Annotated in this window: 21 protein-coding genes, 1 tRNA gene, 1 pseudogene and 1 riboswitch; of the genes and pseudogenes, 9 read left to right on the top strand and 14 right to left on the bottom strand. The window is 70.2% G+C overall.

Going from position 1 to position 25,622, the window contains the following annotated elements; genetic code table 11:
• Positions 1 to 5: 5 nt before the first annotated feature.
• Positions 6 to 143: riboswitch (cyclic di-AMP (ydaO/yuaA leader) on the bottom strand.
• 214 nt (positions 144 to 357) lie between these two features.
• The 7 genes and pseudogenes from ACZ6QQ_RS01410 to ACZ6QQ_RS01380 all read right to left on the bottom strand — a co-directional run bounded on the left by ACZ6QQ_RS01410 (position 358) and on the right by ACZ6QQ_RS01380 (position 7,189).
• Complete coding sequence (locus ACZ6QQ_RS01410) at positions 358 to 1,386, bottom strand: C40 family peptidase (RefSeq protein WP_465873362.1); 1,029 nt, start codon at positions 1,384 to 1,386, stop codon at positions 358 to 360.
• Positions 1,387 to 1,521: 135 nt separating this feature from the next.
• Positions 1,522 to 2,565 carry a hemolysin family protein gene (locus ACZ6QQ_RS01405; protein ID WP_465873361.1) on the bottom strand — a complete coding sequence of 348 codons (1,044 nt, stop codon included), beginning with the start codon at positions 2,563 to 2,565 and terminating at the stop codon, positions 1,522 to 1,524.
• A 25-nt stretch (positions 2,566 to 2,590) separates the two neighbouring features.
• Positions 2,591 to 3,916 (bottom strand): hemolysin family protein, encoded by a 1,326-nt coding sequence (locus tag ACZ6QQ_RS01400; protein ID WP_465873359.1) that lies wholly within the window; start codon positions 3,914 to 3,916, stop codon positions 2,591 to 2,593.
• Positions 3,917 to 3,999: 83 nt separating this feature from the next.
• Entirely contained in the window at positions 4,000 to 4,122 is a 123-nt protein-coding gene (locus tag ACZ6QQ_RS01395) for a hypothetical protein (RefSeq protein WP_465873357.1), read from the bottom strand.
• Between the two features lie 47 nt (positions 4,123 to 4,169).
• Positions 4,170 to 4,298 (bottom strand): annotated as a pseudogene (locus ACZ6QQ_RS01390) (histidine kinase); the annotation flags it as partial.
• A 133-nt stretch (positions 4,299 to 4,431) separates the two neighbouring features.
• A complete protein-coding gene (locus ACZ6QQ_RS01385; protein WP_465873355.1) occupies positions 4,432 to 6,624 on the bottom strand; it encodes a (Fe-S)-binding protein in 2,193 nt (730 codons plus the stop codon).
• A gap of 301 nt (positions 6,625 to 6,925) precedes the next feature.
• On the bottom strand, positions 6,926 to 7,189 hold the full coding sequence (locus tag ACZ6QQ_RS01380) for a cell division protein CrgA (protein WP_329105635.1): 264 nt from the start codon (positions 7,187 to 7,189) through the stop codon (positions 6,926 to 6,928).
• Between the two features lie 219 nt (positions 7,190 to 7,408).
• Between ACZ6QQ_RS01380 and ACZ6QQ_RS01375 the strand changes: the two genes are divergently transcribed.
• Genes ACZ6QQ_RS01375 through ACZ6QQ_RS01360 form a run of 4 tightly spaced genes read left to right on the top strand, consistent with a single transcriptional unit; the run spans position 7,409 to position 11,369 of the window.
• The gene (locus ACZ6QQ_RS01375) at positions 7,409 to 8,218 is read left to right on the top strand and encodes a DUF881 domain-containing protein (RefSeq protein WP_465873353.1); all 810 of its coding nucleotides are present in this window, start codon (positions 7,409 to 7,411) and stop codon (positions 8,216 to 8,218) included.
• 5 nt (positions 8,219 to 8,223) lie between these two features.
• Entirely contained in the window at positions 8,224 to 10,425 is a 2,202-nt protein-coding gene (locus tag ACZ6QQ_RS01370) for a class E sortase (protein WP_465873351.1), read from the top strand.
• 3 nt (positions 10,426 to 10,428) lie between these two features.
• A complete protein-coding gene (locus tag ACZ6QQ_RS01365) occupies positions 10,429 to 10,713 on the top strand; it encodes a hypothetical protein (RefSeq protein ID WP_465873349.1) in 285 nt (94 codons plus the stop codon).
• A gap of 5 nt (positions 10,714 to 10,718) precedes the next feature.
• Positions 10,719 to 11,369: an aminodeoxychorismate/anthranilate synthase component II gene (locus ACZ6QQ_RS01360; RefSeq protein WP_465873347.1), complete on the top strand. Its 651-nt coding sequence runs from the start codon at positions 10,719 to 10,721 to the stop codon at positions 11,367 to 11,369.
• A 93-nt stretch (positions 11,370 to 11,462) separates the two neighbouring features.
• On the opposite strand, the gene pknB is transcribed toward ACZ6QQ_RS01360, so the two are convergent.
• The 7 genes from pknB to ACZ6QQ_RS01325 all read right to left on the bottom strand — a co-directional run bounded on the left by pknB (position 11,463) and on the right by ACZ6QQ_RS01325 (position 20,502).
• Positions 11,463 to 13,274: a Stk1 family PASTA domain-containing Ser/Thr kinase gene (gene pknB / locus ACZ6QQ_RS01355; RefSeq protein WP_465873345.1), complete on the bottom strand. Its 1,812-nt coding sequence runs from the start codon at positions 13,272 to 13,274 to the stop codon at positions 11,463 to 11,465.
• Entirely contained in the window at positions 13,271 to 14,722 is a 1,452-nt protein-coding gene (locus tag ACZ6QQ_RS01350; protein WP_465873344.1) for a serine/threonine-protein kinase, read from the bottom strand. The genes pknB and ACZ6QQ_RS01350 overlap by 4 nt, the downstream gene beginning before the upstream one ends.
• Positions 14,722 to 16,224 carry a peptidoglycan D,D-transpeptidase FtsI family protein gene (locus tag ACZ6QQ_RS01345; protein ID WP_465873342.1) on the bottom strand — a complete coding sequence of 501 codons (1,503 nt, stop codon included), beginning with the start codon at positions 16,222 to 16,224 and terminating at the stop codon, positions 14,722 to 14,724. The genes ACZ6QQ_RS01350 and ACZ6QQ_RS01345 overlap by 1 nt, the downstream gene beginning before the upstream one ends.
• Complete coding sequence (locus tag ACZ6QQ_RS01340) at positions 16,221 to 17,672, bottom strand: FtsW/RodA/SpoVE family cell cycle protein (RefSeq protein WP_465873340.1); 1,452 nt, start codon at positions 17,670 to 17,672, stop codon at positions 16,221 to 16,223. The genes ACZ6QQ_RS01345 and ACZ6QQ_RS01340 overlap by 4 nt, the downstream gene beginning before the upstream one ends.
• A 79-nt stretch (positions 17,673 to 17,751) precedes the next feature.
• Complete coding sequence (locus ACZ6QQ_RS01335; protein WP_465873338.1) at positions 17,752 to 19,224, bottom strand: PP2C family protein-serine/threonine phosphatase; 1,473 nt, start codon at positions 19,222 to 19,224, stop codon at positions 17,752 to 17,754.
• Positions 19,221 to 19,703, bottom strand: coding sequence for an FHA domain-containing protein FhaB/FipA (locus ACZ6QQ_RS01330; RefSeq protein WP_465873336.1), 483 nt, complete (start codon positions 19,701 to 19,703; stop codon positions 19,221 to 19,223). Before ACZ6QQ_RS01330 ends, ACZ6QQ_RS01335 begins: the two co-directional genes overlap by 4 nt.
• Before the next feature lie 4 nt (positions 19,704 to 19,707).
• The gene (locus tag ACZ6QQ_RS01325) at positions 19,708 to 20,502 is read right to left on the bottom strand and encodes a DUF3662 and FHA domain-containing protein (protein ID WP_363595866.1); all 795 of its coding nucleotides are present in this window, start codon (positions 20,500 to 20,502) and stop codon (positions 19,708 to 19,710) included.
• A 243-nt stretch (positions 20,503 to 20,745) separates the two neighbouring features.
• On the opposite strand from ACZ6QQ_RS01325, the gene ACZ6QQ_RS01320 reads away from it, so the two are divergent.
• The 5 genes from ACZ6QQ_RS01320 (at position 20,746) to ACZ6QQ_RS01300 (ending at position 25,509) form a co-directional block, all read left to right on the top strand.
• A tRNA-Leu gene (locus ACZ6QQ_RS01320) sits at positions 20,746 to 20,831 on the top strand.
• Between the two features lie 122 nt (positions 20,832 to 20,953).
• Positions 20,954 to 22,027, top strand: coding sequence for an NAD-dependent epimerase/dehydratase family protein (locus tag ACZ6QQ_RS01315; RefSeq protein WP_465873334.1), 1,074 nt, complete (start codon positions 20,954 to 20,956; stop codon positions 22,025 to 22,027).
• A gap of 154 nt (positions 22,028 to 22,181) precedes the next feature.
• Entirely contained in the window at positions 22,182 to 22,988 is an 807-nt protein-coding gene (locus ACZ6QQ_RS01310; RefSeq protein WP_465873332.1) for a WecB/TagA/CpsF family glycosyltransferase, read from the top strand.
• A gap of 317 nt (positions 22,989 to 23,305) precedes the next feature.
• The gene (locus ACZ6QQ_RS01305) at positions 23,306 to 24,733 is read left to right on the top strand and encodes a hypothetical protein (protein WP_465873331.1); all 1,428 of its coding nucleotides are present in this window, start codon (positions 23,306 to 23,308) and stop codon (positions 24,731 to 24,733) included.
• A complete protein-coding gene (locus ACZ6QQ_RS01300) occupies positions 24,730 to 25,509 on the top strand; it encodes a 3-ketoacyl-ACP reductase (protein ID WP_465873329.1) in 780 nt (259 codons plus the stop codon). The genes ACZ6QQ_RS01305 and ACZ6QQ_RS01300 overlap by 4 nt, the downstream gene beginning before the upstream one ends.
• The last annotated feature ends 113 nt before the right edge of the window (positions 25,510 to 25,622 follow it).

Raw genomic sequence — 25,622 nt, 5'->3', positions numbered from 1 at the left:
GGCGCTCCTTCTTCCGGAACCGCCTACCGGGTTAGCTGACGGGTTCGGGCGGGAAGTGGCGCCCTACCACGAGAATTCGCGGATTCACCCCGAGGTGCTGGGTCCCCGGTTCGTTTCGGAAAACGATTCGGCGGTGTCGGGCCGGTGCCACCCGGGCTGGGTGGACTGGTGCCGCCCCGACGATCTCCCACAGTAGGAAGGCTGTTATTGAAGTGCAACCCGTGGCAGGAGTGGAATCGTTCCGTATATCGGACAATTACTTACGGTGTGTTGTGGTCGACACAAAGGAAACCCCTTGCTAACGGCGGGTGCCGTCAGCAAGGGGTTCTTCATTGCAAATCTGGGCAATTAACCCGGTCAGCCCGGGCGACGGAACCCGGCAACCGGCATGACGTCAATGCTCTGCATCTGCACCGGCTTACCAGACCGTGGCGAGTGCACCATCAGTCCGTTACCGACATACATGCCTACGTGGTGCAGATCACTGTAGAAGAAGACCAGGTCACCGGCGCGGGCGTCGGCCCGGCTCACCACCTTGCCCTCGTTCCACTGTGCCCCGGTGAAGTGCGTGAGCTTCACCCCGGCCTTACCCCAGGCGTACTGGGTCAGGCCCGAACAGTCGAACGAGTTGGGGCCGGTCGCACCCCAGACGTACGGCTTGCCGATCTGCGCGCAGGCGGTCTTGACCGCGGTGCCGGCGGCGCCACCGGGGTACGTCGCCGGGCACGGGCCCTTGCGCAGCGATCCACCGGAGCCACTCGACCCGTACGCGGTCAGCCGCAGCTTCTCCAGCCGCTCGATCTCACCGTTGATCTGCTTGCGCTTGCCGGCAAGCTCGGTGTCCTGCTTCTTCTGCTGCGCGATCAGCTCGTCCAGCTTGCGCTTCTCCGCGTCGAACTTGTCCTTGGCCGCGGTGACGTCGGCGATCTGCTCCTGCTGCTGCCGGGCCAGGTGGTCCAGGATGGTGAGCTGGTCCGCGAGCTGGGTCGGCGTACCGGTGGTGATCAGCGCGTTCAGGTCCGAGGACGGGCCGGTCTTGTAGTAGCGCGAGGCCAGGTCACCGACCCGGTCGAGGGCCATGTTCGCCTGGAGCGCCAACGGCTGGATCTTCTTTTGCAGTTCCGCCGACTTCTTCTGGTTCGCCAGAAGCTGGCTGTGCACCTTGTTGTACTGCTCGATGGTCGGTTCGAGCTGCACCCACTGGGCGTCGATCTGCGATTCGATTTCGTCGACCGTCGGGGCGGCCTGCGCCTGGGTGGCGGGCAGCAGTCCGGTGAGCACCAGCGCGGCGAGCGCCACCAGGCGGTAGGTGCGGCGGCGATTGCCACCGCCCGGATGCTCGTGATTGGTCGAATGGCGATGGGAGGGCACGCGTGCCACCGGCACCGACTCCTTCGTTACCGACCGCCGGGTGCCACCCGAGGGGGAAATGGGCGCCGACGTCCCACAGCGGTCGGAGCCCCACATTAGGGAAGGTTCGAGCGCGAATCAAGGCCGGTGACCGGATACTCCTCGCTGTATTCAGACCGGCGCAATCGGTTGCCGGACAACGGTCTCGGTCGACCTACCAACGACCGCAGTCAATACATCGTCCAGCGTCACCACACCCAGCGGTGCCTTGCCGTCACTCACCAACACCATGTGCCGACGCTCCCGGCGCATCGACAACAACAGCTCGGCCAGCGTACGGTCCGGCGGCACCACCGCCAGCGGACGCACCACGTCGGCCGGCACCGGAGCCCGCCGAGCCGCCCCGGAATAACCGAGTACGTCCTTGACGTGCACGAACCCGAGCACTCGGCGGGTACTGCGCTGCACCACCGGGAACCTCGACCGGCCGGTCCCGGTGGCCAGCACCTCCAGCGACGCCGGTGACACGTCCTCGGCCACCGTCGTCACCGTCGACCACGGGCGCAGCGCGTCCGCCGCCGTCTGCCGGTGCAGTGCCAGCGCCCCGGTGATCCGGGCGTGCTCCACCGGGTCGAGCAACCCCTCGGTACGCGCCTGGGCGACCAGTCCGGCCAACTCCTCCGCCGTGAACACCGTCTTCACCGCGTCGGCGGCCTCGATCCCCCACAACCGCAGCACCTGCCGGGACGCCCACTTCATCGCCAGCAGCAGCGGCTTGGTCGCCGTGCAGAAGGCCAGCATCGCCGGCCCGAGCCAGAGCGCCGCCCGCTCCGGACCGGCCAGGGTGATGTTCTTCGGCACCATCTCCCCGACCACGGTGTGCAGGAACACCACCACGCCGAGGGCGAGCACGAACGCCACCGGATGCACCGCGCCGGCCGGCATCCCGGCCGCGTGGAACGGGCCCTCCAGCAGGTGCGCCAGGGCCGGCTCGGCGATCGCACCGAGACCCAGCGAACAAATCGTGATGCCGAGCTGCGCCCCGGCGATCATCAGCGGGATCTGGTTCATCGCCGCGAGCGCCCACCGGGCCGGGCGGAGCACCGCCGCCATCGGTTCGATCACCGTACGTCTGGAGGCGATCAGCGCGAACTCGCTGCCGACGAAGAAGCCGTTGCCGAGCAGCAGCCCGAGGGCGATCAGCAGCTCGGTCACCGGGCAGGTCCCGTCGGCGGCCGGGTCATGCCGGCTCCCCCGGATCCGGCGGGCGCAGCACCCGTACCTGTTCGATCCGGTGCCGGTCCACCTCGACCACGGTGAACTCGTACCCCTGCTCGGTGACGCTCTCCCCGGCGACCGGGATGTGCCCGAGCCGGGCCAGCAGGAAGCCGGCCAGGGTCTCGTACGGACCGTCGGGCAGCCGGAAACCGGTCTGCTCGGCCAGCTCGTCCGCGCGCCGCACCCCGTCGACCAGCACCGTCCGTTCGCCGCCCGGCACGGTCAGCTCCAGCCACCCGCTGTCCGGCCCGACCGCCGGGTCGAACTCGTCGGCGATCTCCCCGACCAGCTCCTCCACCAGGTCCTCGACCGTGACCACACCGTCGGTGCCGCCGTACTCGTCTACCACGATGGCCAGGTCGGCGTCCGCGCGACGCAGCTCGGCGAGCACGTTGTCCAGGTCGAGGCTCTCCGGTACGTACACCGGCTCGCGGGCCACCGCCGCGACCGTCGTCTCGGCCCGCCGGGCCAGCGGTACGCCGAGCGCGTCCGGCACCCCGGCCACCCCGGTCACCAGGTCGAGGGTGTCCTCGTACACCGGAAACCGGGTCCGCCCGGTGCGCTGGGCCAGTTCGAGCAGCTCGGCCACGCTCGCGCCGGCCCGCAGCGCGACCACGTCCACCCGAGGCGTCATCGCCTCGGCGGCCCGCTTGTCGCCGAACCGGATGGTCCGCCGCAGCAGCATCGCGGTGTCCGGCGGCAACGCCCCGGCCTGTGCCGAGATAGCGGCGAGCAGACCCAGCTCGTCGGCGGACCGGGCACTGGCCAACTCCTCCTGCGGCTCCACCCCGAGCCGCCGGACCAGCCAGTTCGCCGAGTTGTTCAGCGCCCGGATCAGCCACTTGAAGACGATGCTGAACGTACGCATCGGCGCGGCGGTGGCCAGCGCCGCCGGCAGTGGCCGGGCCAGGGCGGCGTTCTTCGGGATCAGTTCACCGAAGAGCATCGACAGCAGCGTCGCCAGCACCAACGCCAGCAACGGGGTGACCAGCTCGGTACGCTCGCCGATCACCGGCCGCAGCACCGGCCCGAAGAGTTTCGCCAGCGCCGGTTCGGCGAGATATCCGGTGAGCAGGGCGGTGATGGTGATGCCGAGCTGCGCCCCGGAAAGCTGGAAGGAAAGCTCCCGCAGTGCCTTGTGGACCGTGGTGGCGCGGCGGTCCCCGGCGGCGGCACGCTGGTCGATCTGGGCCCGGTCGACGGTCACGAGGGCGAATTCGGCCACCACGAAGAAGGCGTTGCCGGCGGTCAGTAGCACGAAGGCGACCAGCGGCAGAAGGGTGGTCAACAGCGGGCTATCGATGATCTGCTCACCTCGGCGCCGATTGTTCCACGACTATGCGGATGGCACGAGCGCTGATTGTGCGCGAGTCAGCTGCCCAGGTAGCGGAGCACCGCGGGCACCCGCCGGCGGTAACCGGTCGTGTGCGACAGCCCCAGCTTCTCGAAGATCGCGTCCACGTGTTTCTCCACCGCGCTCTGCGAGATGTGCAACTGCCCGGCGATGGTGGCGGCACCCCGGCCCGCTGCGGGTCGTCGTCGCTGCGGCGGGCCCGGCCGAGCAGCATGCCGAGCGCGACCAGCCGCTGCTGGAGACCGTCGTGCAGGTCCCGCTCGATCCGCCGCCGCTCGGCGTCGACCGCCTCGACGATCCCGGCCCGGCTCATCGCGCGGGTACGGCGGGATCCGCCGGACGGGGTTGTCCACAGCGGCGAGGCTACCGTTGCGGTTTTCCACAGCCCGTACGCTGCGGTTTGCCCCCGCGCCGGAGCGGCCGGGTTGGGCCGGGCGGGCGGGTGTCGGTCAGCTGGCGGTGCCGGCCGGTTCGGGCTGTCCCTGGGTGGTCGGCTTGACCGAGCGGAGCAGGACGGTGGCGACGTCGATCACCTCGACCTGCTCGGACACGCCCTTGCCGTTCACCCCGTCGCTGATCATCGTGGTGCAGAACGGGCAGCCGACCGCGATCGTCTTCGCCCCGGTGGAGATCGCTTCCTCGACCCGCTCCACGTTGATCCGCTTGCCGATCCGCTCCTCCATCCACATCCGGGCACCGCCGGCACCGCAGCAGAAGGAACGTTCGCTGTTGCGCGGCATCTCGGTCAGCCCGTCGGCGGTCGCCGCGCCGAGCACCTCGCGCGGGGGCGTGAAGACCCGGTTGTGCCGGCCGAGGTAGCAGGGGTCGTGGTAGGTGACGCCGCCGTCGATCGGGGCGACCGGGGTCAGCTTGCCGGTGGCGACCAGGTGGGCCAGCAGTTGGGTGTGGTGCACCACCTCGAACTGACCGCCGAGTTCGCCGTACTCGTTGCCGAGGGTGTTGAAGCAGTGCGGGCAGGTCGCGACGATCTTGCGCTTGGCCGGCTCGCGGTCGCCGAACGCCTCGTTCAGCGTCTCGACGTTCTGCTGGGCGAGCATCTGGAAGACGAACTCGTTGCCGATCCGCCGGGCCGGGTCACCGGTGCAGGTCTCGCCCTCGCCGAGGATGGCGAAGTTGACCCCAGCCTCGTGCAGCAGGGTCGCCACCGCGCGGGTGGTCTTCTTCGCCCGGTCCTCGAACGCTCCGGCGCAGCCGACCCAGAACAGGTACTCGAAGTCCTCGGTCTCGCCGACCCGGGGCACCTCGAAGTCCAGGCCCTTGGTCCAGTCCTCGCGGGTGTTCGGCGGGGCGCCCCACGGGTTGCCCTTGTTCTCCAGGTTGCGCAGCATGACGCCCGCCTCGGGCGGGAAGTTCGACTCGATCAGCACCTGGTAGCGGCGCATGTCGACGATGTGGTCCACGTGCTCGATGTCGACCGGGCACTGCTCGACGCACGCCCCGCAGGTGGTGCACGACCAGAGCACGTCCGGGTCGATGACGCCGCCCTCCTCGGCCCCGCCGATCAGCGGCCGGTTCCCCTCGGCGAGGGAGAGCACGTCCAGGTGGGCGAGTTGGGCCTGGGTCGCCTTCTCCTCGCCGGTCAGGTCCTTGCCCCCACCGGCCAGCAGGTACGGCGCCTTCGCGTACGCGTGGTCGCGCAGGCTCAGTACGAGCAGCTTCGGCGACAGCGGCTTGCCGGTGTTCCAGGCCGGGCACTGCGACTGGCACCGGCCGCACTCGGTGCAGGTGCTGAAGTCGAGCAGTCCCTTCCAGGTGAACTGCTCCACCTGGGCGACCCCGAACTGGTCGGACTCGGGGTCGGCCTCCTCGAAGTCGAGGAGCTTGCCCTCGCTCATCATCGGGCGCAGCGCGCCGAGGCCGGAGCCGGGCTTGCCCGGATCGCGCTTGAAGTAGATGTTGAAGAACGCGAAGAACCGGTGCCAGGCGACACCCATGGTCACGTTCAGCGCGATGACGATCACCCAGGTCATCGAGATGGCGATCTTCACCATGGCGGTGACGCTGGTCCCGGCGGACCAGTCCGGCAGCACCGCGCCGACGGCGTGACTGACCGGGGTGGCCCAGGCCGGGAACTCGAAGTGGTGGGTGGCGACCTTGAAACCACGGATCAGGAAGCCGCAGACGAGCACCGCCAGCACCACGGCCTCGACGAAGTAGCCCTGCCACATGGTCGAGCCGGTGAACCGGGACCGCCGCTCCGGGTTGCCGGGGCGGTTGCGCAGCCGGATGGCGATCAGGACCAGGATGCCGACCGTACCGAGGATTCCGATGATCTCGGTGGCCAGGCCGTACACCAGCCAGTGGCCGACCACCGGCAGCGCGCCGGTCGGGGTGACCACCTCGAAGTACGCCTCGATCACCAGCAGCGAGAGCACGATGAAGGCGACCATCACGAACCAGTGGGCGGCGCCGACCACGCTCCAGCGCAGCATCCGGGTGTGTCCGAGTGTCTCGGTCAGCATCGTCCGGGTACGCAGGCCCCGGTCACCGGAGCGCGTCGGGTCGGGCTTACCCGCCCGGATCACCGCCAGCATCCGCTGCACCGCGCGTACCGCGAGCACCACCGCCACCACGGTGATGGCGGCGGCGACGGCCGTGGTGACGATCTGGACGCTGCCCATGCCCTGGCCTCCCGGTGTACGACGTGCCCGGCGACTGGCACGACCGCGGGGGTGCGATCGTGTCTGCAGCCTACGCGCCAAGTTACCCACTGGTAACGTGGGATTTCTCGCAGCCGGGTGCGCCGCCGTACGGACACCCTAGGCGGAGCCGGTCGGAGCCTGCCGCGCCGGTCAGGTGCGCGTACGCCGAGCCGGCGCCCGCGGGACGGTGCTGGCGCCGGCCGGACCGGCTGACCCAACCCCCTACGGGGCGGTCAGCGCGGGTTGTCGTGCGAGATCTGTCTGATCCGGTCCGACCGGATCAGCGCCAACGGGAGAGCAGGGCCAACGAGCCCACCATGCCCCCGAAGCCGATCGCGAGGTTCCAGTAACCCCAGCTCTGCACCGGGTAGAGGGTCTCGGAAAGGTAGTAGACCACCAGCCACGCGATGCCAAAGACGATCAAGCTGACCGCGGTGATGGGCAGCCAGATCGGGCTAGGCTTGCGGGTCGCCGCCGTGCCCGAGGGGCGCACGTCGGTCGGCGGGGTGTAGACCTTTTTCTTGCGGACCTGCGACTTCGGCACGGCGCTCCTCCTGAGGGGTGGCGATCCTCGTCCGGCCTGACAACCGGACGCAGGGGCGACGGTCCATGGCCAATAATGTTCGACAGCTAGCGTAGTCGCGATGACCCGATCAGGCCATGAACGGGGCCAACCGGTTGCACCCGGTGAGCGGATTCGGCTGCCGGGTGGGACACGAAGCCCACAGTGCGAGAGATCGACACGATGGGGAGGACGGGCTCGGTGGAGTACACAACGGGTGTCATCTCCTGGCGCAAGGTGCTCCGTCGGGCGGTTGTCGGGCTACTGCCACGCCGCTCGGGGCAGCGCCGACCCGGCTGGTCGGCCGCTGTGCCGTTGATCGCTCTCGCCGCCGGCCTCCTCTTCACCACCTCGGCGACCACCGCGAACGGCACGTCGCTGCGGGAGGACCGCCGCCCCGAGCTGGCCCAGCTGATGAAGGACCGCCGGGACCAGGTGGTCGCCACCGAGAAGCAGGCCGCGACCCTGCGCGCCCAGGTGGAGCGGCAGACCGAGTCGCTAGCCGGCTCCGACGCCCCGGTCGCCGCCCAGCGCGACCGGGCCGCCGCCAGCCGGGTGGCCGCCGGCTTCACCGCCCTGGCCGGGCCGGGCCTCGTCGTCGAACTCAACGACGCCCCCCGGCTCGGCGACGGCAGCCGGCCGGCGAACGCGAGCAACGACGACCTGGTGGTCCACCAGGGCGATGTGCAGGCGGTCGTCAACGCTCTCTGGGCAGGTGGGGCCGAGGGCATGTCCATCATGAACGTCCGCGTACTGGCCACCAGCGCGGTACGCTGCGTGGGAAACACCCTGTTACTACACGGGCGGGTATATTCCCCACCCTTCAAGATCACCGCAATCGGTGACCCCGCCGCTCTGCAGCGGGCCCTCGCCGCCTCCGAGGGCGTCCAGTTGTTCAAGGACGCCGTGGACCACTTCCAACTCGGATACCAGGAGACAGTGGAGTCCAGCGTGACCGTGCCGGCCTTCGAAGGGTCAACCGGGCTGCGTACCGCCCAGGTGCCGGGGTGAGTTCGATGAGCGGCGACCCGTACGACGAGCGCAATGGCCGCCATCGTGCCCCGGACGCCGACGACCAGACCATGGTGATCCCGCGCTTCACCGATCCCGGTGCGCCCGCTGCCGTGTCGCCCCCGGCCGCTCCCCGGACGGTCCCACCGTCCGCCGGGTCGAGCCCGCCGACCAGCCCCCGACCCGCCCCCGGTCCGTCGACGAACGGCAGACCCACCACGGGCCCCGGCTCGTCCCGACCGGCCACGTCGACCATCGGCCCGATGGCCGTACCGACCACCGGCCCCGGACCGGGACCGGGATCGACCTCGGACACCACGGCACCGATCCCGACCCTCGGCTCGTACGCGCCCACCACCGGTCCCGCCGAGCCGTCCGCTGCGGCGCCCGTCGGCCCGGCCAGGGTCTGGCCCGGTACGGTCGGGCCCACCGGTGCCCCGCTGAACGTGCCCCCTCGTGCCGCCGGTGCGGTCAGCCCGGTTGCCGCCGCTCCGACCGCCGACGGCGGCACCGGAGCAACCGTGCCCACGGCGACCGCACCGCTCGCTGCCGCCCCGCTCGCTGCCGCACCGCCCGTCTCCGGCCCGTTCGCCGGTGCCCGTGAAACCGGCCCGCCCGCCGGCCCAGCCGGCGCTGGAGGACCCGAGCGGCCCCGGCCCGGCCCCGGACACTCACCCGGAGCAGCCGATCGGCCCCGGACCGTCCAGGCACCGGACCCGGAAGCCTCCGAACGGACACAGCCCATCCCCACGGCCGGCCCGCCCGAGCGCGGCCGACCCGCACCCGGCCCGGTCGAACGCGGTCAGCCCGGTCCGCCGTCGTCGGTCCGTACCGAGCCGATTCCGGCGGCGGCTGACCGTGTCCACACCGTTCCGGAGGCGACCAACCGCGCCCAGCCCGGATCCGGGGCGGCCGACCGCACCCAGGCCGGGACTGGGGCGGCCGACCGTACCCAGCCCATTCCGGGGGTGGCGTCCTTTGCCGGGGCGGCCGACCGCGTCCAACCCGTCGCCGGGGCGGCCGACCGTACCCAGCGCATTCCCGGGCCGGCCGAGTTGTCCGCGCTCGGCACCGGATGGAACACGGCTGCGCCGAGCACACCGACCGCCGGAGTCGGGCCGAGCACGACCCCGATCCGGCCGCCGCTGCCCACCTCACCGCCGAGACGTCCACCGGCCGCCCCGCCCCGGGCCGACAACTCGACAATGATCATCCCGTCGGTGCCGGCAGGGGACACGTCGGCGACGACCATGCTGCCGACGTTGGCCGCCGGAAAGCCGAAACCGAAGCCGAAGGTCATGCCGCCGGCACATGTCACGACGCTGCTGCCGATCGTGGCCGGCGGGAAACGGACGAGCCCGGATCAGTCAACCGGCGACGAGCGGCCGGACGCCGACACCAACGGGCCAGACGACAAGGCGGAGGCCCAACCACGGCGGGGTGAGCGGGTGGTGAAACTTCGCCCGGAGCGTACGGACGAGGGCTACAAGAGCGTCTACTCGGAGTTGACCCGCCCGACCATCGGCTCCCGGATCCGTACCGGGCTCCGGTTCAGCGGCGAGCTCATGATCACATTCGGCCTGGTCATCCTGCTCTTCGCCGGGTACGAGATCTGGGGCAAGTCGGTCATCGTCAACGCCCACCAGAGCGACCTGAGCCAGGAACTCGAACAGGCCTGGGCGGACGAGCCCGGCCCGGACCCGACGGTCGGCCCGACCCAGGGTCCCGGAGTCGCCCCGCCCAAGGCCCCGCCCGGCGGAAAGCCGATGGCCTCGCTCTACATCCCGAAGCTCGACAAGAGCTGGGTCGTGGTCGAGGGCGTCAGCCAGAAGGACATCCGGTACGCGCCCGGCCACTACCCGAACACCGCCCTGCCCGGCCGGGTGGGCAACTTCTCGGTCGCCGGCCACCGCAACAAGGCCACCTTCTGGCGACTCGACGAGTTGAAGAAGGGTGACGTGATCGTGGTCGAGTCGAAGAGCGACTGGTTCGTCTACAAGGTCACCGACAACATCATCGTCAAACCGACCCAGACCGAGGTGGTGGCGGCCGTACCGGGCAAGCCCAGGGCCAAGGCGACCAAGGCGATGCTCACGCTGACCACCTGCAATCCCAAGTTCGACAACTACGAGCGCCTGATCGTGCACGCTCAACTGGCCCGTACCCAGGCGAAGTCGGCCGGGCAGCCGGACGAGCTGAAGGGCTGAGCCGTGTACGCCTGGATCTGGAGACGGCTACCATTTGGCCTGGTCGGCAAGCTGGTCGGCTCGGTCGCGCTCACCGCGGCGACGGTGGCCCTGCTCTGGTACGTGGTGTTTCCGTGGGCCGAGCCGCTGCTGCCGTTCGATGACGTACAGGTGACACAGGAAGGCGGCAGCCCGGACGGAGTCGACGCCGACGCCGGCGTCGGCGGCGATCCGGCGGCCGAGGACGACCACTCGGTGCCGTACGACACCGATCAGAACAACACCCCTCCCCCCAGTCCGAACAGGTAAAAGCGATGCGCGTCCTCGTGATCGACAACTACGACTCGTTCGTCTTCAACCTGGTCCAGTACCTGGGCCAGCTCGGAGTCGACTGCGAGGTACGCCGCAACGACGAGATCGAGTTGGCCGAGATCGGCCGGCTCGACGTCGCCGGGGTGCTGCTCTCACCCGGACCGGGTACGCCCGAACGCGCCGGCATCTGCCTCGACGTGGTCCGGGAGTACGCCGGCCGCCTACCGATCTTCGGTGTCTGCCTGGGTCACCAGGCCATCGGTGTCGCCTTCGGGGCCACCGTCACCCGCGCACCGGAATTGCTGCACGGCAAGACCTCGCAGGTGGAGCACAAGTCGGTGGGGGTGCTGGCCGGTCTGCCGGACCCGTTCACCGCCACCAGGTACCACTCGCTGGCCGTCCTGCCGGAAACGCTGCCGGACGAGATCGAGGTGACCGGCTGGACCGAGTCCGGCGTGGTGATGGCGATGCGGCACCGGACGCTGCCGATCGAGGGGGTGCAGTTCCACCCCGAGTCGGTGCTGACCGAGGGCGGGCACCTGATGCTGGCCAACTGGCTGGCCTCCTGCGGTCACCCGGAGGCGCTCGACCGGGCGCCGGCGCTCGCCGCCGAGGTCGACACCCGCCGCCGCTCGGCCTTCGTCACCGTCTAGCTCCGGCTGCTCCGTACCGTCCTGCGGCGTGTGCCGGCGGCGGCCGTACCCCTCGGTTGTTCTCGGGGGTGGGCCGCCGCCGGTCGGCGGGTCCTAGCGGATGCCGCTCCGGGTCGGCCGCAGGCTCGGGAGTTGGCTGGGGACGACCGGCGTGCCACCGCCCGCGCCGGTGCCACCGGTCGGTGTCGGGGTGGGCGTCGGGGTGGGCGGATTCGCGGTCGGCTCTTCCCGGGCGACGGTGACGGTGAGCACGATCTCGGTGCCGGCGGGACGCTTCTGGCCCTGCTGGATGCTCTGCTTCTCCACCCGGCCGGCGTCCTGCGGCGCGACCTTCGAGCCGTTGGCGATCCGCACGTCGAACCCGAGGTTGTCCAGCGTGTTCTCGGCGTCCTCGCGGGACTCGCCGACCACGTAGGGGACGGTCTTGAGGTTGCCGGTGGCGACCTCGACGGTGACCTTCGAACCCTTCGGCACGGAGGCGTCCGAGCCCGGAGTGAGCTTGGTCACGGTGCCCTCTTGCTTGTCGCTCAGCACGTCCTTGCGTACGGGCTCCAGCCCGGCCAGCTTCAACGCCGCGGCGACGTTCTCGTACGGGTTGCCGACCTGGTTGGCCGGCACCTTCACCGACTGCGGGCCGCCACAGATGCGCAGGGTGACCGTGGCGGCCGGCTGGGCCGCCTCCCCGGCAGCCGGATCCTGCGAGGCGACGGTGTCCTTGGCGCAGGTGTCGTTGAACTCCTGATCACCGATCGCGGTCTTGAAGCCCTGCTTCTGGAGGGCGGCGACGGCCACCGCCTCCGGCTGCCCGACCACCGTCTGCACCTCGACCGCGTTCGGCTTGTCGTTGCCGTAGATCAGCAGACCGGCGACGAGCGCGATCACCGCGAGTACGCCGAGGCCGCTGAGGGTGGCGAGCACCCAGGCCGAGGCTTGGCGGCGACGCGGGTCACCGACCCGGGCCGGAGCCGGCCGGGCACCGCCGCCACCGGGGCGTACGGCACCGGCTGCCGGCAGGGCGCTGGTCTCGTCCTCGCGCAGTACCGGGGTGGCCATCACCGGCCGGCCGGCCGCTGCCCGGAGCAGGTCGGCACGCATCTCGCCGGCACTCTGGTAACGGTTGAGCGGGTTCTTCGAGAGCGCCTTGAGCACGATCGCGTCGATCGGCGGGGTGACGTCCCGGTTGATGTCGCTCGGCGCCGGCGGGTCCTCCCGGACGTGCTGGTACGCCACGCTGACCGGGCTGTCGCCGACGAACGGGGGGTGGCCGCAGAGCAGTTCGAAGATCACGCAGCCGGCCGCGTAGACGTCGGAGCGGGCGTCGACCGGCTCGCCACGGGCCTGCTCGGGCGAGAGGTACTGGGCGGTTCCGATGACGGCGCTGGTCTGGGTCATCGTGGTGGCACCGCTGGCCAGGGCCCGCGCGATGCCGAAGTCCATGACCTTGACCTGGCCGTTCAGGGTGAGCATCACGTTGCCGGGCTTGATGTCCCGGTGGATGATCCCGTGCCGGTGGCTGAACTCCAGGGCGGCGCAGATGTCGGCGGAGATCTCCAAGGCGCGGCGGGGCATCAGCCGCCCCTCGGCGGCGAGCACCTCCTTGAGGGTGCGCCCGTTGACGAACTCCATCACGATGAACGGCAGTGTCTCGCCGGTCGGGGCGATCTCCTCGCCGGTGTCGTAGACGGCGACGATGGCCGGGTGGTTGAGGGACGCGGCGTTCTGCGCCTCCCGACGGAAGCGCATCTGGAAGGTGGCGTCGCGGGCGAGGTCCGTACGCAGCATCTTGATCGCGACGTCCCGGCCGAGCCGGAGGTCGCGCCCCCGGTGCACCTCGGCCATGCCGCCGTAGCCGAGCAGCTCGCCGACCTGGTACCTGCCACCCAGCAGGCGGGCCTGCGCAGTCATCGCGTCTGTCGTCCTTCGCTCATCTGGGTCATCCGGGCGCCGTACCCGTACCGCTCTATCCGACGGTACGGCGCATATTGCGAAACGTCGCCTTCGTTGACTCTCTGCAAGCTAGACGTCACTGTCCGCAAGCTGTAATCGCTGGCGGGATCCTGCTTGTTGTTCTTCGTCAGGAAATAGGAAATCACGCCGGAGCAGATCAGGACGATCAGCCCCAGCACCACCGCGAGGGCCACCACCAACGACCGGTTGGCCGGCGACGGGGGCCGGAAGGCCACGGCCGCCGGTGGCGGAGCGTAACTGGGCGGCTCCTGCCGGGGTCGGGGGGTCGGAACCGAGGCCGCGCCCCGGTGGTACCCCGCCGGCTGCCCCGGAGCCGCCGGTGAGCCGGGACGGTTCGGAACGGCCGCAGCCGCCGGTGGATAGGCCGGCCCGACCCTGGTCGCGCCCGGCGGCATCGGCGGCGCACCGGAGACCGGACCGGCGACCGGCGAACCGGGCGGCACCGAGCCGGGGTAACCGGCCGGGCGCCCCGGCTGTGCGGGAGTCGCCGGATGCCCGGCAGCCCGGTTGGGCTGGGTGGGCACGGGGTGGGTGGGCGGCGCGGGGTGCGCCGGTGGCCGCATCGGCGGTGCCGGGGTGGCGGCCTGCCGGGCCACCGCGGCGAGCGTGGCCGCCGTGGGCCACCGGGCCGCCGGGTCCTTGGCCATCGACCGCTCGACGATCGCCCGTACGGCCGGCGGAATGTCCGCCGGCAGCGGCCTGGGCGTGTCCCGTACGTGCTGCATGGCGATGTCGAGCGGGTTCTCGCCCTCGAACGGTCGCCGACCGGAGAGGCACTGGTAGGCGACGACACCCAGGGCGTAGACGTCCGAGGCGGGCGACGCGGTGGAGCCGGTCGCCTGCTCCGGCGAGATGTAGGAGGCGGTGCCGAGCACCGAACCCGCCGCGGTGAGCTGGCCGACGAGCGCGGAACGGGCGATGCCGAAGTCGGTGAGCACCAGCGTGCCGTTCGGGCGTACCAGCAGGTTGCCCGGCTTGACGTCGCGGTGCACGATGCCCTTCTCGTGGGCCGCGTGCAGCGCGTCGGCGGCCTGCGCCATCAGCGCCATCGTGCGCGCCGGGGTGAGCCGGCCGACCCGACCCAGGGTGGTCGAGAGCGCGTCGCCCTCGACGTACTCCATCACCAGGAAGGCGATCTGCTGGTCGCTGCCGTAGTCGTAGACGTCCACCACACCGGGGTGGTTGATCGTCGCCATCGTCCGGGCCTCGCCCCGGAACCGCTCGGCGAAGCCGGGCTCGTCCAGCAGCGCCGGCAGCAGGATCTTCACCGCCACCGTACGGCCGAGCACCTCGTCCGTGCCGCGCCAGACGTCACCCATGCCACCACCGGCGATCCGCTCGTCCAGGCGGTAGCGGTTGCCGAGCAGAACCCCGGGGCTGAGCATTACTTGCCTCCCCCGTCCTGGATGACCGCTTGCATGATCTTGCCGGCGATCCGGGCCGCCTCGGAACTGCCGCCGCTGCCGGCCGCCTCCAGCAGCACCGCCACGGCGGATATCGGCTTGCCGTCCTTCATCACGAAGCCGATGAACCAGCCGTGGTCGGCGGTGCTGGCGTCGGACTGCGCGGTGCCGGTCTTGCCACCCACCTGGTAGCCACTGATCCTGGCCTGGCCACCGGTGCCGTTCGCGACCACGCTGAACATCATGTCCCGCAGGTCACTGGCGACCTGCGGGCTGACCGACTGGCGCAGCTCGCGCGGGTCGGCGGTGTAGTAGTCGGTGGTCCGGTCCGGCCCGAGCAACTGCTGCACCAGGTACGGCCGCATCTGCTTGCCGTTGTTCGCCACCGCCGCCGCGATCATCGCGCCTTCCAGCGGAGTCATCCGGACGTTGTTCTGCCCGATCGCGGACTGGGCCAGCGCGGCCGGGTCGTCCCCGCCGTCCGGGTTCTGGATGTCGCCGGTACGGCTGGCCGCGGTGGCGATCCCGCCCTCGTCGAGCCGGCCGACGGTGAGGTCCTCGTCCTCGAAACCGAAGTTCCGGGCCGTGTCCTTGATCGTGTCGGCACCGAGCTTGACCGCAAGCTGGGCAAAGCCGGTGTTGCACGACTCGGTGAGCGCGTCGATCAGGGTGACCTCCGCCTCCGGGCAGATGCTCGGCGCGGCGTTACGGATCTCGGAACCCGAGGTCGGCGCGGTGTAGCTCGACGTCGCCGGGATCTTGGTTTCCTTCTTGTAGCCGGCCTCCAACGCGGCGGCGGCGTCGATCACCTTGAAGGTCGATCCGGGCGGCTGGGTCTCGGAGAGCGCGCGGTTGCGCAGCGGCCCGTTCGGGTCGTCCTCCAGCTTCTTGTACGCCGCGCTCGCCGCCGTCGTGTCGTGCGTGGCCAGCGTGTTCGGGTCGAAGCTGGGCATGGAGACCAGCGCCTGGACCGCCCCGGTGGCCGGGTTGATCGCGATCGCCGCGCCCTTGTCCGCACCGACCTTGTTCTTGGTCATCTCGTCGAACGCCGTCTGCTGGGCGCGACGGGAGAGGCTCAGCAGCACGTTGCCGCCGGCCGTCTGGTCACCGGTGAACAGGTCCCGGACCCGGTCGCCGAAGAGCTGGTCGCTGGTGCCGTTCAGGAAGTCGTTCTCGCTCCGCTCGATACCGGTCGGACCGATGTTGACCGGCTGGTAGCCGAGCACGTGGGCGTACATCGGCCCGTCGACGTACGAGCGAAGGAACTTCAGCTTGCCGCTGGTCTCCTTGCTGCTGGCCAGGGCGGTCCCGCCGGCCTCGATGTTGCCGCGCTTGCGGTCGTACTGGGCGACCTGGACCCGGCCGTTGTACTCGCTGGTGCGGTACTCGTCGGCCTTGTAGCCCTGGACCCAGTTCAGATTGACGAAGAGCAGGCCGAACAGGACCATGACGACCACACCGACCCGGCGCAGTGGCGCGTTCACGGGCGAATCACCTCCGTTGGGGCACCGTGCAGCTGGGCCGGGGGTGACCCGGACCCGCCCGCCGGACGCCCGGGCGTGGAACCGTCCACCGGCCGCCGGGCCGCGTCGGAGATCCGCAACAGCAACGCCACCAGCAGCCAGTTCGCCATCAGCGACGAGCCACCGGCGGAGAGGAACGGGGTGGTCTGACCGGTGAGCGGGATGAGCTTGCTGATCCCGCCGACGATCACGAAGACCTGCAACCCGAGGGTGAAGGCGAGACCGCCGGCCAGCAGCTTGCCGAACGAGTCGCGTACGGCCAGCGCCGCCCGCAGCCCGCGCTCGACGATCAGCAGGTAGATCACCAGCAGGGCGGAGAGCCCGAACAGCCCGATCTCCTCGCCCATGCCGGCGAAGATGAAGTCGTTGTGCACCTCGGGCACCTCGGTCGGCTGACCGCCGCCCGGCCCGGCGCCGAACAGACCTCCGGTACCGAGCCCGAGTAAGCCTTGGACCAGCTGGTAACCGTCGTCGTACGGATCGTCGAACGGGTGCAGCCAGATGTCGGCGCGCAGGTAGAAGTTGGCGAACGGACCGCCGACCGTGCTCCCCAGGAAGTACGCCAGGAAGGCACCGCCGAAGAAGAGCACCAGACCGATGATCAACCAACTGACCCGTTCGGTGGCGATGTAGAGCGTCACCACGAACATGCCGAAGTAGAGCAGCGAGGTGCCGAGGTCCTTCTCGAAGATCAGGACCATCAGGCTGACCAGCCAGACCCCGATCACCGGCCCGAGGTCCCGCCCGCGCGGGAAGTCGATGCCGAGGAACCGGTGGCTGGCCAACGAGAGCACTTCCCGCTTGCGGACCAGGTAGTAGGCGAAGAAGACCAGCAGAGCCAGCTTGGCGAACTCGCCGGGCTGGATGGAGAACCCGCCGATCATGATCCAGAGTTTGGCGCCGTTGATCTCCGAATACCGGCCCGGCAGCACCGCCGGGATCAGCACCAGCACGATGCCGGCGAGGCCGAGCGTGTACGCGTACCGGGAGATGGCCCGGTGGTCGCGGACCAGGAACAGCAGCCCGGCCGCGAGGATCACGGCGGCCAGGGTCCAGGCCAGCTGCCGGCCACCGGTCCCCGCGAAGATCGGGAAGTCGGCACGCGCCTCCGGCGCCAGGTCCGGGTCGACCAGGTCGAGCCGGCGCAGGAAGCCCACGCCCAGCCCGTTGACCAGGGCGACCGCCGGCACCAGCACCGGGTCGGCGTACGGCGCCAGGTAACGGATCACCAGGTGCAGGGCGAGGAAGACCGCGGTCAGCGCCGCGGTCGGCACCCAGAAATCCATGGTGACGGTGTCGAGCAGGTTCGCCTCGACGGTGGCCGCGTACACCGCGACCAGCGCCATCGCCAGCAGGAGTAGCGCCAACTCGGCGTTGCGCCGGGACTTGGTGTCCCGGACGCGCGGCATCTCACCCGTGACTGCGGGCGCTGGCGGCGGTCCGGCTGGGGCAGTCACGATGAGTCCCTCGGATCGTTCGATCTCACGGTCACTCGGGCGACCGGCATCCCGCCGGGTCGGGGGTGGCCGGCGGCAGGGTGTCGGACGGGAGCAGGTCGGGGCTGGCGGGCTCGGTCGGAGCCGCCGGTGCGCTCGGGCTGGCGCCGGTTCCGGCCTCGGGTGAGGACGAAGCGCCCGGGGTGCCGTTCGCCGACGGCGTGACGGGCGGCGGTGCGGCCGGCGTGGTCGGCGGCGTCGTCGCCTCGGTGGAGGGGGAAGGGCTCGGCGGGCAGGTCGGCTTCAGGTTCGGGTTGCCCGGTTCGTCGACGGTCAACTCGGAGAGCAGCCGTTCCGCGTCCGGCTCGTCCTTGGCCTGGATCCCCTGCTTGACCTGCTCCTGGGCCGCGTTGGTCAGGTCGTTGAGCTCGGCCCGGCTGGTCGCGTGCACGCTGGACAGGTCCAGCCCGGCGATCTGCCCGGGCACACCCCGGAAGACGGCGAGCTGCCCGGTCTCCGTGGCGCCGACGTAGAACTGCCGCTGGCTGTAGGTCCAGCCGCCCCAGAGACCGCCGCCGAGGATGCCGGCCAGGACGATCAACTGAACCGCCGTACGCAGCGGTCGGCGCCGGGGTCGGTCGGACTCGTCGTCGCCGTTGGCCGAGGCGTTCACCGGCTCCGGGCTGGCCGGGCGCGGCGGGGTGAGCGCCGAGGCCCGAGCGGCCGGGGTCGAGTCGTCGGCCGACGTCGCCATCCCCCGGTCCCGGGCGGCGGCGCCGCCCACGATCGGCGTGGCTTCGAGAATGTCCTGGTCGGTGGCGTCGGCGATGACCACGGTGATGTTGTCCGGGCCACCACCGCGCAGCGCGAGTTGGACCAGCCGCTCCACGCACTGCTGCGGGTCGGTGTACTCGCGCAGCGTCTGCCCGATGGTCTCGGCGCTCACCACGCCGGAGAGGCCGTCGCTACAGATCAGGTAACGGTCACCCGGCAGCACCTGGCGGACGGAGTATTCCGGGTCGATGTCGCGGCCGTCGAGGGCGCGGGTCAGCAGCGACCGCTGCGGGTGGCTGCTCGCCTCCTCCAGGGTGATCCGACCCTCGTCGACGAGCATCTGGACGTAGGTGTCGTCCTTGGTGATCTGACCGAACTCGCCGTCACGCAACAGGTACGCGCGGGAGTCGCCGATGTGCACCATGCCGATCTTGCTGCCCGAGAACAGCGTCGCGGTCAGGGTGGTGCCCATGCCCTCCAGGTGAGGGTTGGCGTCCACCGTGTCGCGGAGTTGCTGGTTGGCGGTATCGACGGCGGAGCGCAGCGCGTCGACCAGAGCATCCCCGGGGACGTCCTCGTCGAGCGGCGCCATCGCACCGATGACAATGTTGCTGGCGACGTCACCGGCGGCCATGCCGCCCATGCCGTCCGCCACGGCGAGTAGCCGCGGACCGGCGTAGACGGAGTCCTGGTTTCCGTCTCGGATCAGACCGCGGTCGCTGTGGGCCGCATAGCGCAGGGTCAGAGTCATGGCCGTAACTCGAGAGAAGTGCGGCCGATCCGGATCGGCACGCCGAGGGGGACGGGGGTTGGTCCGGTGACCTTAGCGCGATCGAGGTACGTGCCGTTAGTCGAGCCGAGGTCTTCGACGAACCACTGGCCCGAGCGGGGCACCAGCCGGGCGTGTCGGGCCGAGGCGTAGTCGTCGGTAATCACCAGGGTGGAGTCCTCCGCACGGCCGATGGTGATTTGACCTTCACCCAGAGTGATCCGGGTGCCGGCGAGCTGACCTGCGGTCACGACGAGCTGGTGGGCCGCCCTGCCGCGCTTCACCTTCGCCGGTTTGCCCTGCCCGGTCACCGCGCCGACCCCCCGTGGCGCCGCGACCAGACGACTGGACCGGGCGCCCGCGAAAAGATCGCGACGGATCACCCCGACCACGGTGAAGACGAAGACCCAGAGCAGGACGATGAACCCGAACCGGGCGACGGTGATGACGAAGGGCGCCAAGTTTTTAGCCGTCCACTCGGAACGTGAGGGTGGTCGTCCCGAGCTGGACCATGTCACCTGGGTTGAGCGCCACCGCCGAGACCCGCTGGCCGTTGACCATCGTGCCGTTGGTGGAGCCCAGATCGGTGAGCACCACCTGGGCGCCGTCGAAGTCGAGCCGGGCGTGTCGGCGGGAGATGCCGACGTCGGGCAGACGCAGGTTGGCCTGGTCGCCCCGACCGATCACGGTCGAGCCCATCTGCAGCGGGTAACTGCGCCCGTCGCCGGAGACCAGGCGTACGTTGCGACCGCCACCGTGGCCGGGCGGCGGGCCGTAGCCACCACCCTGCTGCTCGTACGGCGGGTAGCCACCCTGGCCGGGCTGCTCGTACGACTGCTGCTGCACCGGTGCGACGTCGCCGCCGGTGTAGACCTCGGCCGTGACCCGGAACATGCCGGTGTCCAGTCCGTCGCCGCGCTCGATCTCGACGATCACGTCGCCGTAGACCGTCCACGCCTGCTCGCCGATGAACTCGGCCTGCGACTGGGCCAGCTCCTGGGCCAGCGCGGCGGCGTACGGCGCGAGCCGGCTGTGGTCGTACGGCGAGAGATCGATCACGTAGCGGTTGGGCACGAGAGTGCGCCCACCAGCCAGGATCGCCTTGTGCGCCTCTGCCTCCCGCTGCATCGCGTTGAGGATCTCCACTGGGTGGACGACCCCCTTGAACACCTTCGCGAAGGCCCCTTCGACCAGGCCTTCCAGACGCTTCTCGAAGCGTTGCAGCACGCTCACCGGCTCCTCCTCGGGTCCCGAGGACATGATGGTATCCGGCCGTCGCACACGCGGCTCGCATGCCGCTCGGCCGTCCGCTGCCGGCCCCTACGTGAAGGCCGGAGTCCTCGTGCTAGTGTTCCATGCGCCGCAAGCGGTAACGCCTACGGTCGCAGTACGAACAGCGTAATATGTCCCGGCGTCAGTCGTAGAACTGGCTGGGATAACCTGAAGTTGGTTGGGCCCGAGCAACGGCACGGAACAGAGCGATCTGTCCCGGGTTTTGCGCACGGGGGAGTGGCGGAATGGCAGACGCGCACGGTTCAGGTCCGTGTGCCCGAAAGGGCGTGGGGGTTCAACTCCCCCCTTCCCCACCAACACGAAGGGCCCCGCGTTCACGCGGGGCCCTTCGTTCATGTCCGGGTACGAATGCCCGAGCCGCGTGGATGTCGCGTTATGCTCCGATGGTTTACGGTCGCCGAGGATCCTGGAGTGTCGTGTGAGTGTCGCGCTGGTGACCGGATCAGGCGGTCTGATCGGCTCCGAGGCGGTCCGGCACTTCGCCGGCCTCGGTCTCGACGTAGTGGGCATCGACAACGACATGCGTCGGCAGTTCTTCGGCGCCGAGGCCTCCACCGCGTGGAACGTACTGCGGCTGACCAGTGACCTCGGCGGTGCGTACACCCATCGGGACGTCGACATCCGCGACCGGGACGCGCTGGCGGAGATCTTCCGCCGCTACGGCCGCGACATCTCGGTGGTGATCCACACCGCGGCGCAGCCGTCGCACGACTGGGCCGTCCGGGACCCGTTCACCGACTTCGACGTGAACGCCGGCGGCACCCTGAACGTGCTGCAGAACGTGCGCGAGCACGCCCCGGAGGCGGCGTTCATCCACTGCTCGACCAACAAGGTCTACGGCGACCGGCCGAACAGCCTGCCGCTGGTCGAGCAGGAGACCCGCTGGGAGATCGACCCCGAGCACCCGTACGCGGACGGGATCAAGGAGGACATGTCGATCGACGGCACCCTGCACTCCGTCTTCGGCGCCTCCAAGGTCGCCGCCGACGTGATGGTGCAGGAGTACGGCCGCTACTTCGACATGCGCACCGCCTGCTTCCGTGGCGGCACCCTCACCGGCCCGGCGCACTCCGCCACCGAACTGCACGGCTTCCTCGCGTACGTGATGCGCTGCAACATGGAACGCCGGACGTACAAGATCTTCGGGTACAAGGGCAAGATGGTGCGCGACGCGATCCACAGCCACGACGTGGTGAACGCGTTCGAGGCGTTCTACCGCAACCCGCGCTCGGCCGCGGTCTACAACCTCGGTGGCGGCCGTCACTCGAACTGCTCGCACCTGGAGGCGTTCGCGCTGGCCGAGGAGATCTCCGGCCAGGCGATGATCACCGAGTACCGGGACGAGAACCGGGTCGGTGACCACCAGTGGTGGATCGGTTCCAACGCGTCGTTCCAGGCCCACTACCCGGACTGGAAGCAGATCTACGACGTGCCGATGATCCTGCGGGAGATCTACGAGGCCAACGTGGACAAGTGGATACCGCAGGCATGACGGCACGGGTTCAGGCAGCACCATGAACAGGTATGGCAAGGTGCTCGACTCATGAGCGGGCATTCGGCGGTAGTGCCATGAGCGCGTGTCACGGCTCGATCAGTCAGCTCAGTCACGGGGATCACCGCGCCGCCCGGCGCAGCGAGGGAACGCGATGATCTCCGAGGGTAAGAAGAACGTGCTCGGCGTACTGGTGGACGTGATCGACTACGACGCCGCAGCAACCGAGGTGATCACCGCCGCGCAGGAGCGCCGACCGTTCGCGCTCACCGCGTTGGCCGTACACGGTGTGATGACCGGTGTGCTGGATCCGCCGCACAACGCCAGGCTCAACTCGTTCGACGTGGTCACGCCGGACGGCCAGCCCGTCCGCTGGGCACTCAACCTGCTGCACGGCGCCCGCCTGGCCGACCGCGTCTACGGTCCGACGCTCACGCTGCGCGTCCTGTCCCGCGCCGCCGACGCCGGCCTGCCGGTCTACCTGTACGGCTCGACCGAGTCGACCCTGTCCCGGCTGGTGCCGGCGCTGGAGCGGCGCTTCCCGGCGCTGAAGTTCGCCGGGGTGGAGCCGTCCAAGTTCCGCCAGGTCCGGCCGCACGAGGAGAACGAGATCGCCGACCGGATCCGCGCCTCGGGCGCGCGGGTCGTCCTGGTCGGGCTCGGCTGCCCCCGCCAGGAGGTCTTCGCGTACGCGATGCGCCCACTGCTGGACATGCCCCTGCTCGCCGTCGGCGCCGCCTTCGACTACCACGCCGGACTCCTGCGCAAGCCACCCGCGTGGATGCAGCGGGCCGGACTGGAGTGGCTGTGGCGGCTCGGCCTGGAGCCGAGGCGCCTGTGGCAGCGCTACCTCGTGCTGAACCCCGCCTACCTGGCCCGCCTCACCGCCCAGAAGACCAAACTCTGGCGAGCCACCCCTCCACCCCCCGCCACGGACCCTCCCCCCACCTTCTCTGTGTAGCTGGCGCCAGTTCCGCTGGCGCTGGCTCGCTCCGCTTCGCGGCGCCCAGTGCGGTGATTTCGTCCTGCGGGCGGCGAAGGCTTCGCCTCGCCGTCCTCGGACGAAGTCACCCGCCCCCAATCCGCTCGGTCGACTCGCGACGTTGGTTGCGGCGGAGGCGGGCGGTAGGGATCGCGCAGATGTAGAGAAAGAGTGCCTATCCGGGGTCGGGTAGGCACTCTTTCTCTGTATTAGGGCGGGGGAAGCGGGGTGGGAGGGGCGGGGCGGGGCGTGGGTGGGGGGTGGTTGTTGGGCAAGCGCTTTCCTATGCTGTCGGCATGATGAGGAGCGATGACGGGTTGACGCCGGGGCGGTTGGTCCCGAAGATCGAACGGCTCTGGGAGTTGTCGGCGGAGAAGATCGACTCGATCGAGCGGAGTTGCCCGGCGGGCTCGCCGTCGCCGGTGTTCACGGTCGGGGGGCGGTACACCGCGCGGGGCTGGACCGAATGGACCCAGGGCTTCCAGTACGGCTCCGCGCTGCTGCAGTACGACGCCACCGGCGAGCGGCGGTTCCTCGACATCGGCCGGGAGCAGACCGTGGCGGTGATGGCCAGCCACGTCAGCCACATCGGCGTACACGACCACGGCTTCAACAACGTCAGCACGTACGGCAACCTGTGGCGACTGATGAACGAGGGGCGGGTGCCGGAGGACCGGGGCGAGCGGCACTTCTACGAGTTGGCGCTGAAGCTCACCGGCGCGGTGCAGGCGGCCCGGTGGCGGGACACGATCGACGGCACCGGTTACATCTACTCGTTCAACGGGCCGCAGTCGCTCTTCGTCGACACGATCCGGTCCTGCCGGGCGCTCGCCGTGTCGCACCTGCTCGGGCACGTGCTGATGGGTGAGCGGGACGAGCGGATCTCGCTGCTCGGTCGGTTGGTCGAGCACGCGACCAACACCGCCAGGTGGAACATCTTCTACGGCGAGGGCCGGGACAGTTACGACATCTCCGGTCGTACCGCACACGAGTCGATCTTCAACGTGAACGACGGCAGCTTCCGGTGCCCGAGCACCCAGCAGGGCTACTCCCCGTTCAGCACCTGGACCCGGGGACTGGCCTGGGCCATGCTCGGCTTCCCCGAGCAGTTGGAGTTCCTCGCCGTCCTGCCGGACGAGGCGTTCGAGCCGTACGGCGGGCGGGCCGGGGTCGAGGCGACGCTGCTCCGGGCCGCGATCGCCACCTGCGACTTCTACCTGGCCCACACCCCGGTCGACGGGATCCCGTACTGGGACACCGGTGCTCCCGGTCTGGCCCGGATGGGCGACTACCTGGACCACCCGGCGGACCCGTACAACGTGCACGAGCCGGTGGACTCGTCGGCGGCGGCGATCGGGGCGCAGGGGCTGCTCCGGCTCGGCCGCTACCTCACCTCGATCAGGCGCGACGCCGAGGGGCAGCGCTACTGGCAGGCCGGGCTGACGGTCTGCGACACCCTCTTCGACGAGCCGTACCTGAGCACCGACCCTGGGCACCAGGGTCTGATCCTGCACTCGGTGTACCACCGGCCGAACGGTTGGGACCACGTACCGGCCGGGCAGCGGGTGCCGAACGGCGAGTCGAGCATGTGGGGCGACTACCACGCCCGCGAGCTGGCCCTCTACGTCCAGCGGGTGGCCCGGGACGAGCCGTACTACACCTTCTTCGGGCAGGTCGCCACGGCCGTACCGTCGGTTGTGACGCCGGTCGGGGTGGCCCGGTGAGCCGGCGGCCGGTGGCCATCGTGACCGGCGGGTCCCGGGGCATCGGGCGGGGCATCGTGCTCTCGCTCGCCGGAGCCGGCTACGACGTGGTGGTCAACTACGCCAGCAACGCCGACGCCGCCCGCGAGGTCGGCAAGGAGGTCGAGGCACGCGGCGGGCAGGCCCTTCCGGTACGGGCCGACGTCTCCCAGCGGGCCGACCGGCAGCACCTGCTGGACGAGACCGTCAACACCTTCGGTCGGCTCGACCTGCTGGTCAGCAACGCCGGCGTGGCCCCGACCGTGCGGGCCGACCTGCTGGACGCGCAGGAGGAGTCCTTCGACAGGTTGATCGAGGTCAACCTCAAGGGGCCGTACTTCCTGGTCCAGCTCGCCGCCCGGACGATGATCGAACAGCAGGTGGCGGGGATCGTCAGCAGCCCGAAAATCGTGATCGTCTCGTCGATCAGCGCGTACACGGCCAGCGTGAACCGCGGTGACTACTGCGTGAGCAAGGCCGGGCTGGCGATGACCGCCCAGCTCTACGCCGCCCGGCTGGCCGAACACGGGATCAACGTGTACGAGATCCGGCCGGGCGTCATCGAGACCGACATGACCGGTGGTGTGAAGGAACGGTACGACGATCTGATCTTCAACCAGGGGCTGACGCCGATCCGCCGTTGGGGACAGCCCGACGATGTGGGTCGGGCGGTGGTCGCGGTCGCCACCGATCTGCTTCCGTTCAGCACCGGGCAGGTGATCGACGTCGACGGCGGCTTCCACCTGCGTACGCTCTAGCCGCTCGGCAGCCGCGCCGCTCGGCGCCGGACCGGCTCGGGGGGTGCCCCGGGCCACCCCTACTGGACGAACTCGGGGGGCGGCCCAGGGCACGGCCCTGATTCCCGGCGCCC

The sequence above is a fragment of the Micromonospora sp. NPDC049529 genome, from assembly GCF_055586685.1.
This window is presented reverse-complemented; position numbering and strand designations above follow the sequence as displayed.

Coding starts and splice junctions, on each gene's coding strand:
- pknB (WP_465873345.1), bottom strand. CDS start 13,274: ATGACTGCGCAGGCCCGCCTGCTGGGTGGCAGGTACCAGGTCGGCGAG.
- ACZ6QQ_RS01385 (WP_465873355.1), bottom strand. CDS start 6,624: ATGGGCAGCGTCCAGATCGTCACCACGGCCGTCGCCGCCGCCATCACC.
- ACZ6QQ_RS01350 (WP_465873344.1), bottom strand. CDS start 14,722: ATGCTCAGCCCCGGGGTTCTGCTCGGCAACCGCTACCGCCTGGACGAG.
- ACZ6QQ_RS01305 (WP_465873331.1), top strand. CDS start 23,306: ATGATGAGGAGCGATGACGGGTTGACGCCGGGGCGGTTGGTCCCGAAG.
- ACZ6QQ_RS01325 (WP_363595866.1), bottom strand. CDS start 20,502: ATGTCCTCGGGACCCGAGGAGGAGCCGGTGAGCGTGCTGCAACGCTTC.
- ACZ6QQ_RS01335 (WP_465873338.1), bottom strand. CDS start 19,224: ATGACTCTGACCCTGCGCTATGCGGCCCACAGCGACCGCGGTCTGATC.
- ACZ6QQ_RS01360 (WP_465873347.1), top strand. CDS start 10,719: ATGCGCGTCCTCGTGATCGACAACTACGACTCGTTCGTCTTCAACCTG.
- ACZ6QQ_RS01340 (WP_465873340.1), bottom strand. CDS start 17,672: ATGCCGCGCGTCCGGGACACCAAGTCCCGGCGCAACGCCGAGTTGGCG.
- ACZ6QQ_RS01310 (WP_465873332.1), top strand. CDS start 22,182: ATGATCTCCGAGGGTAAGAAGAACGTGCTCGGCGTACTGGTGGACGTG.
- ACZ6QQ_RS01370 (WP_465873351.1), top strand. CDS start 8,224: ATGAGCGGCGACCCGTACGACGAGCGCAATGGCCGCCATCGTGCCCCG.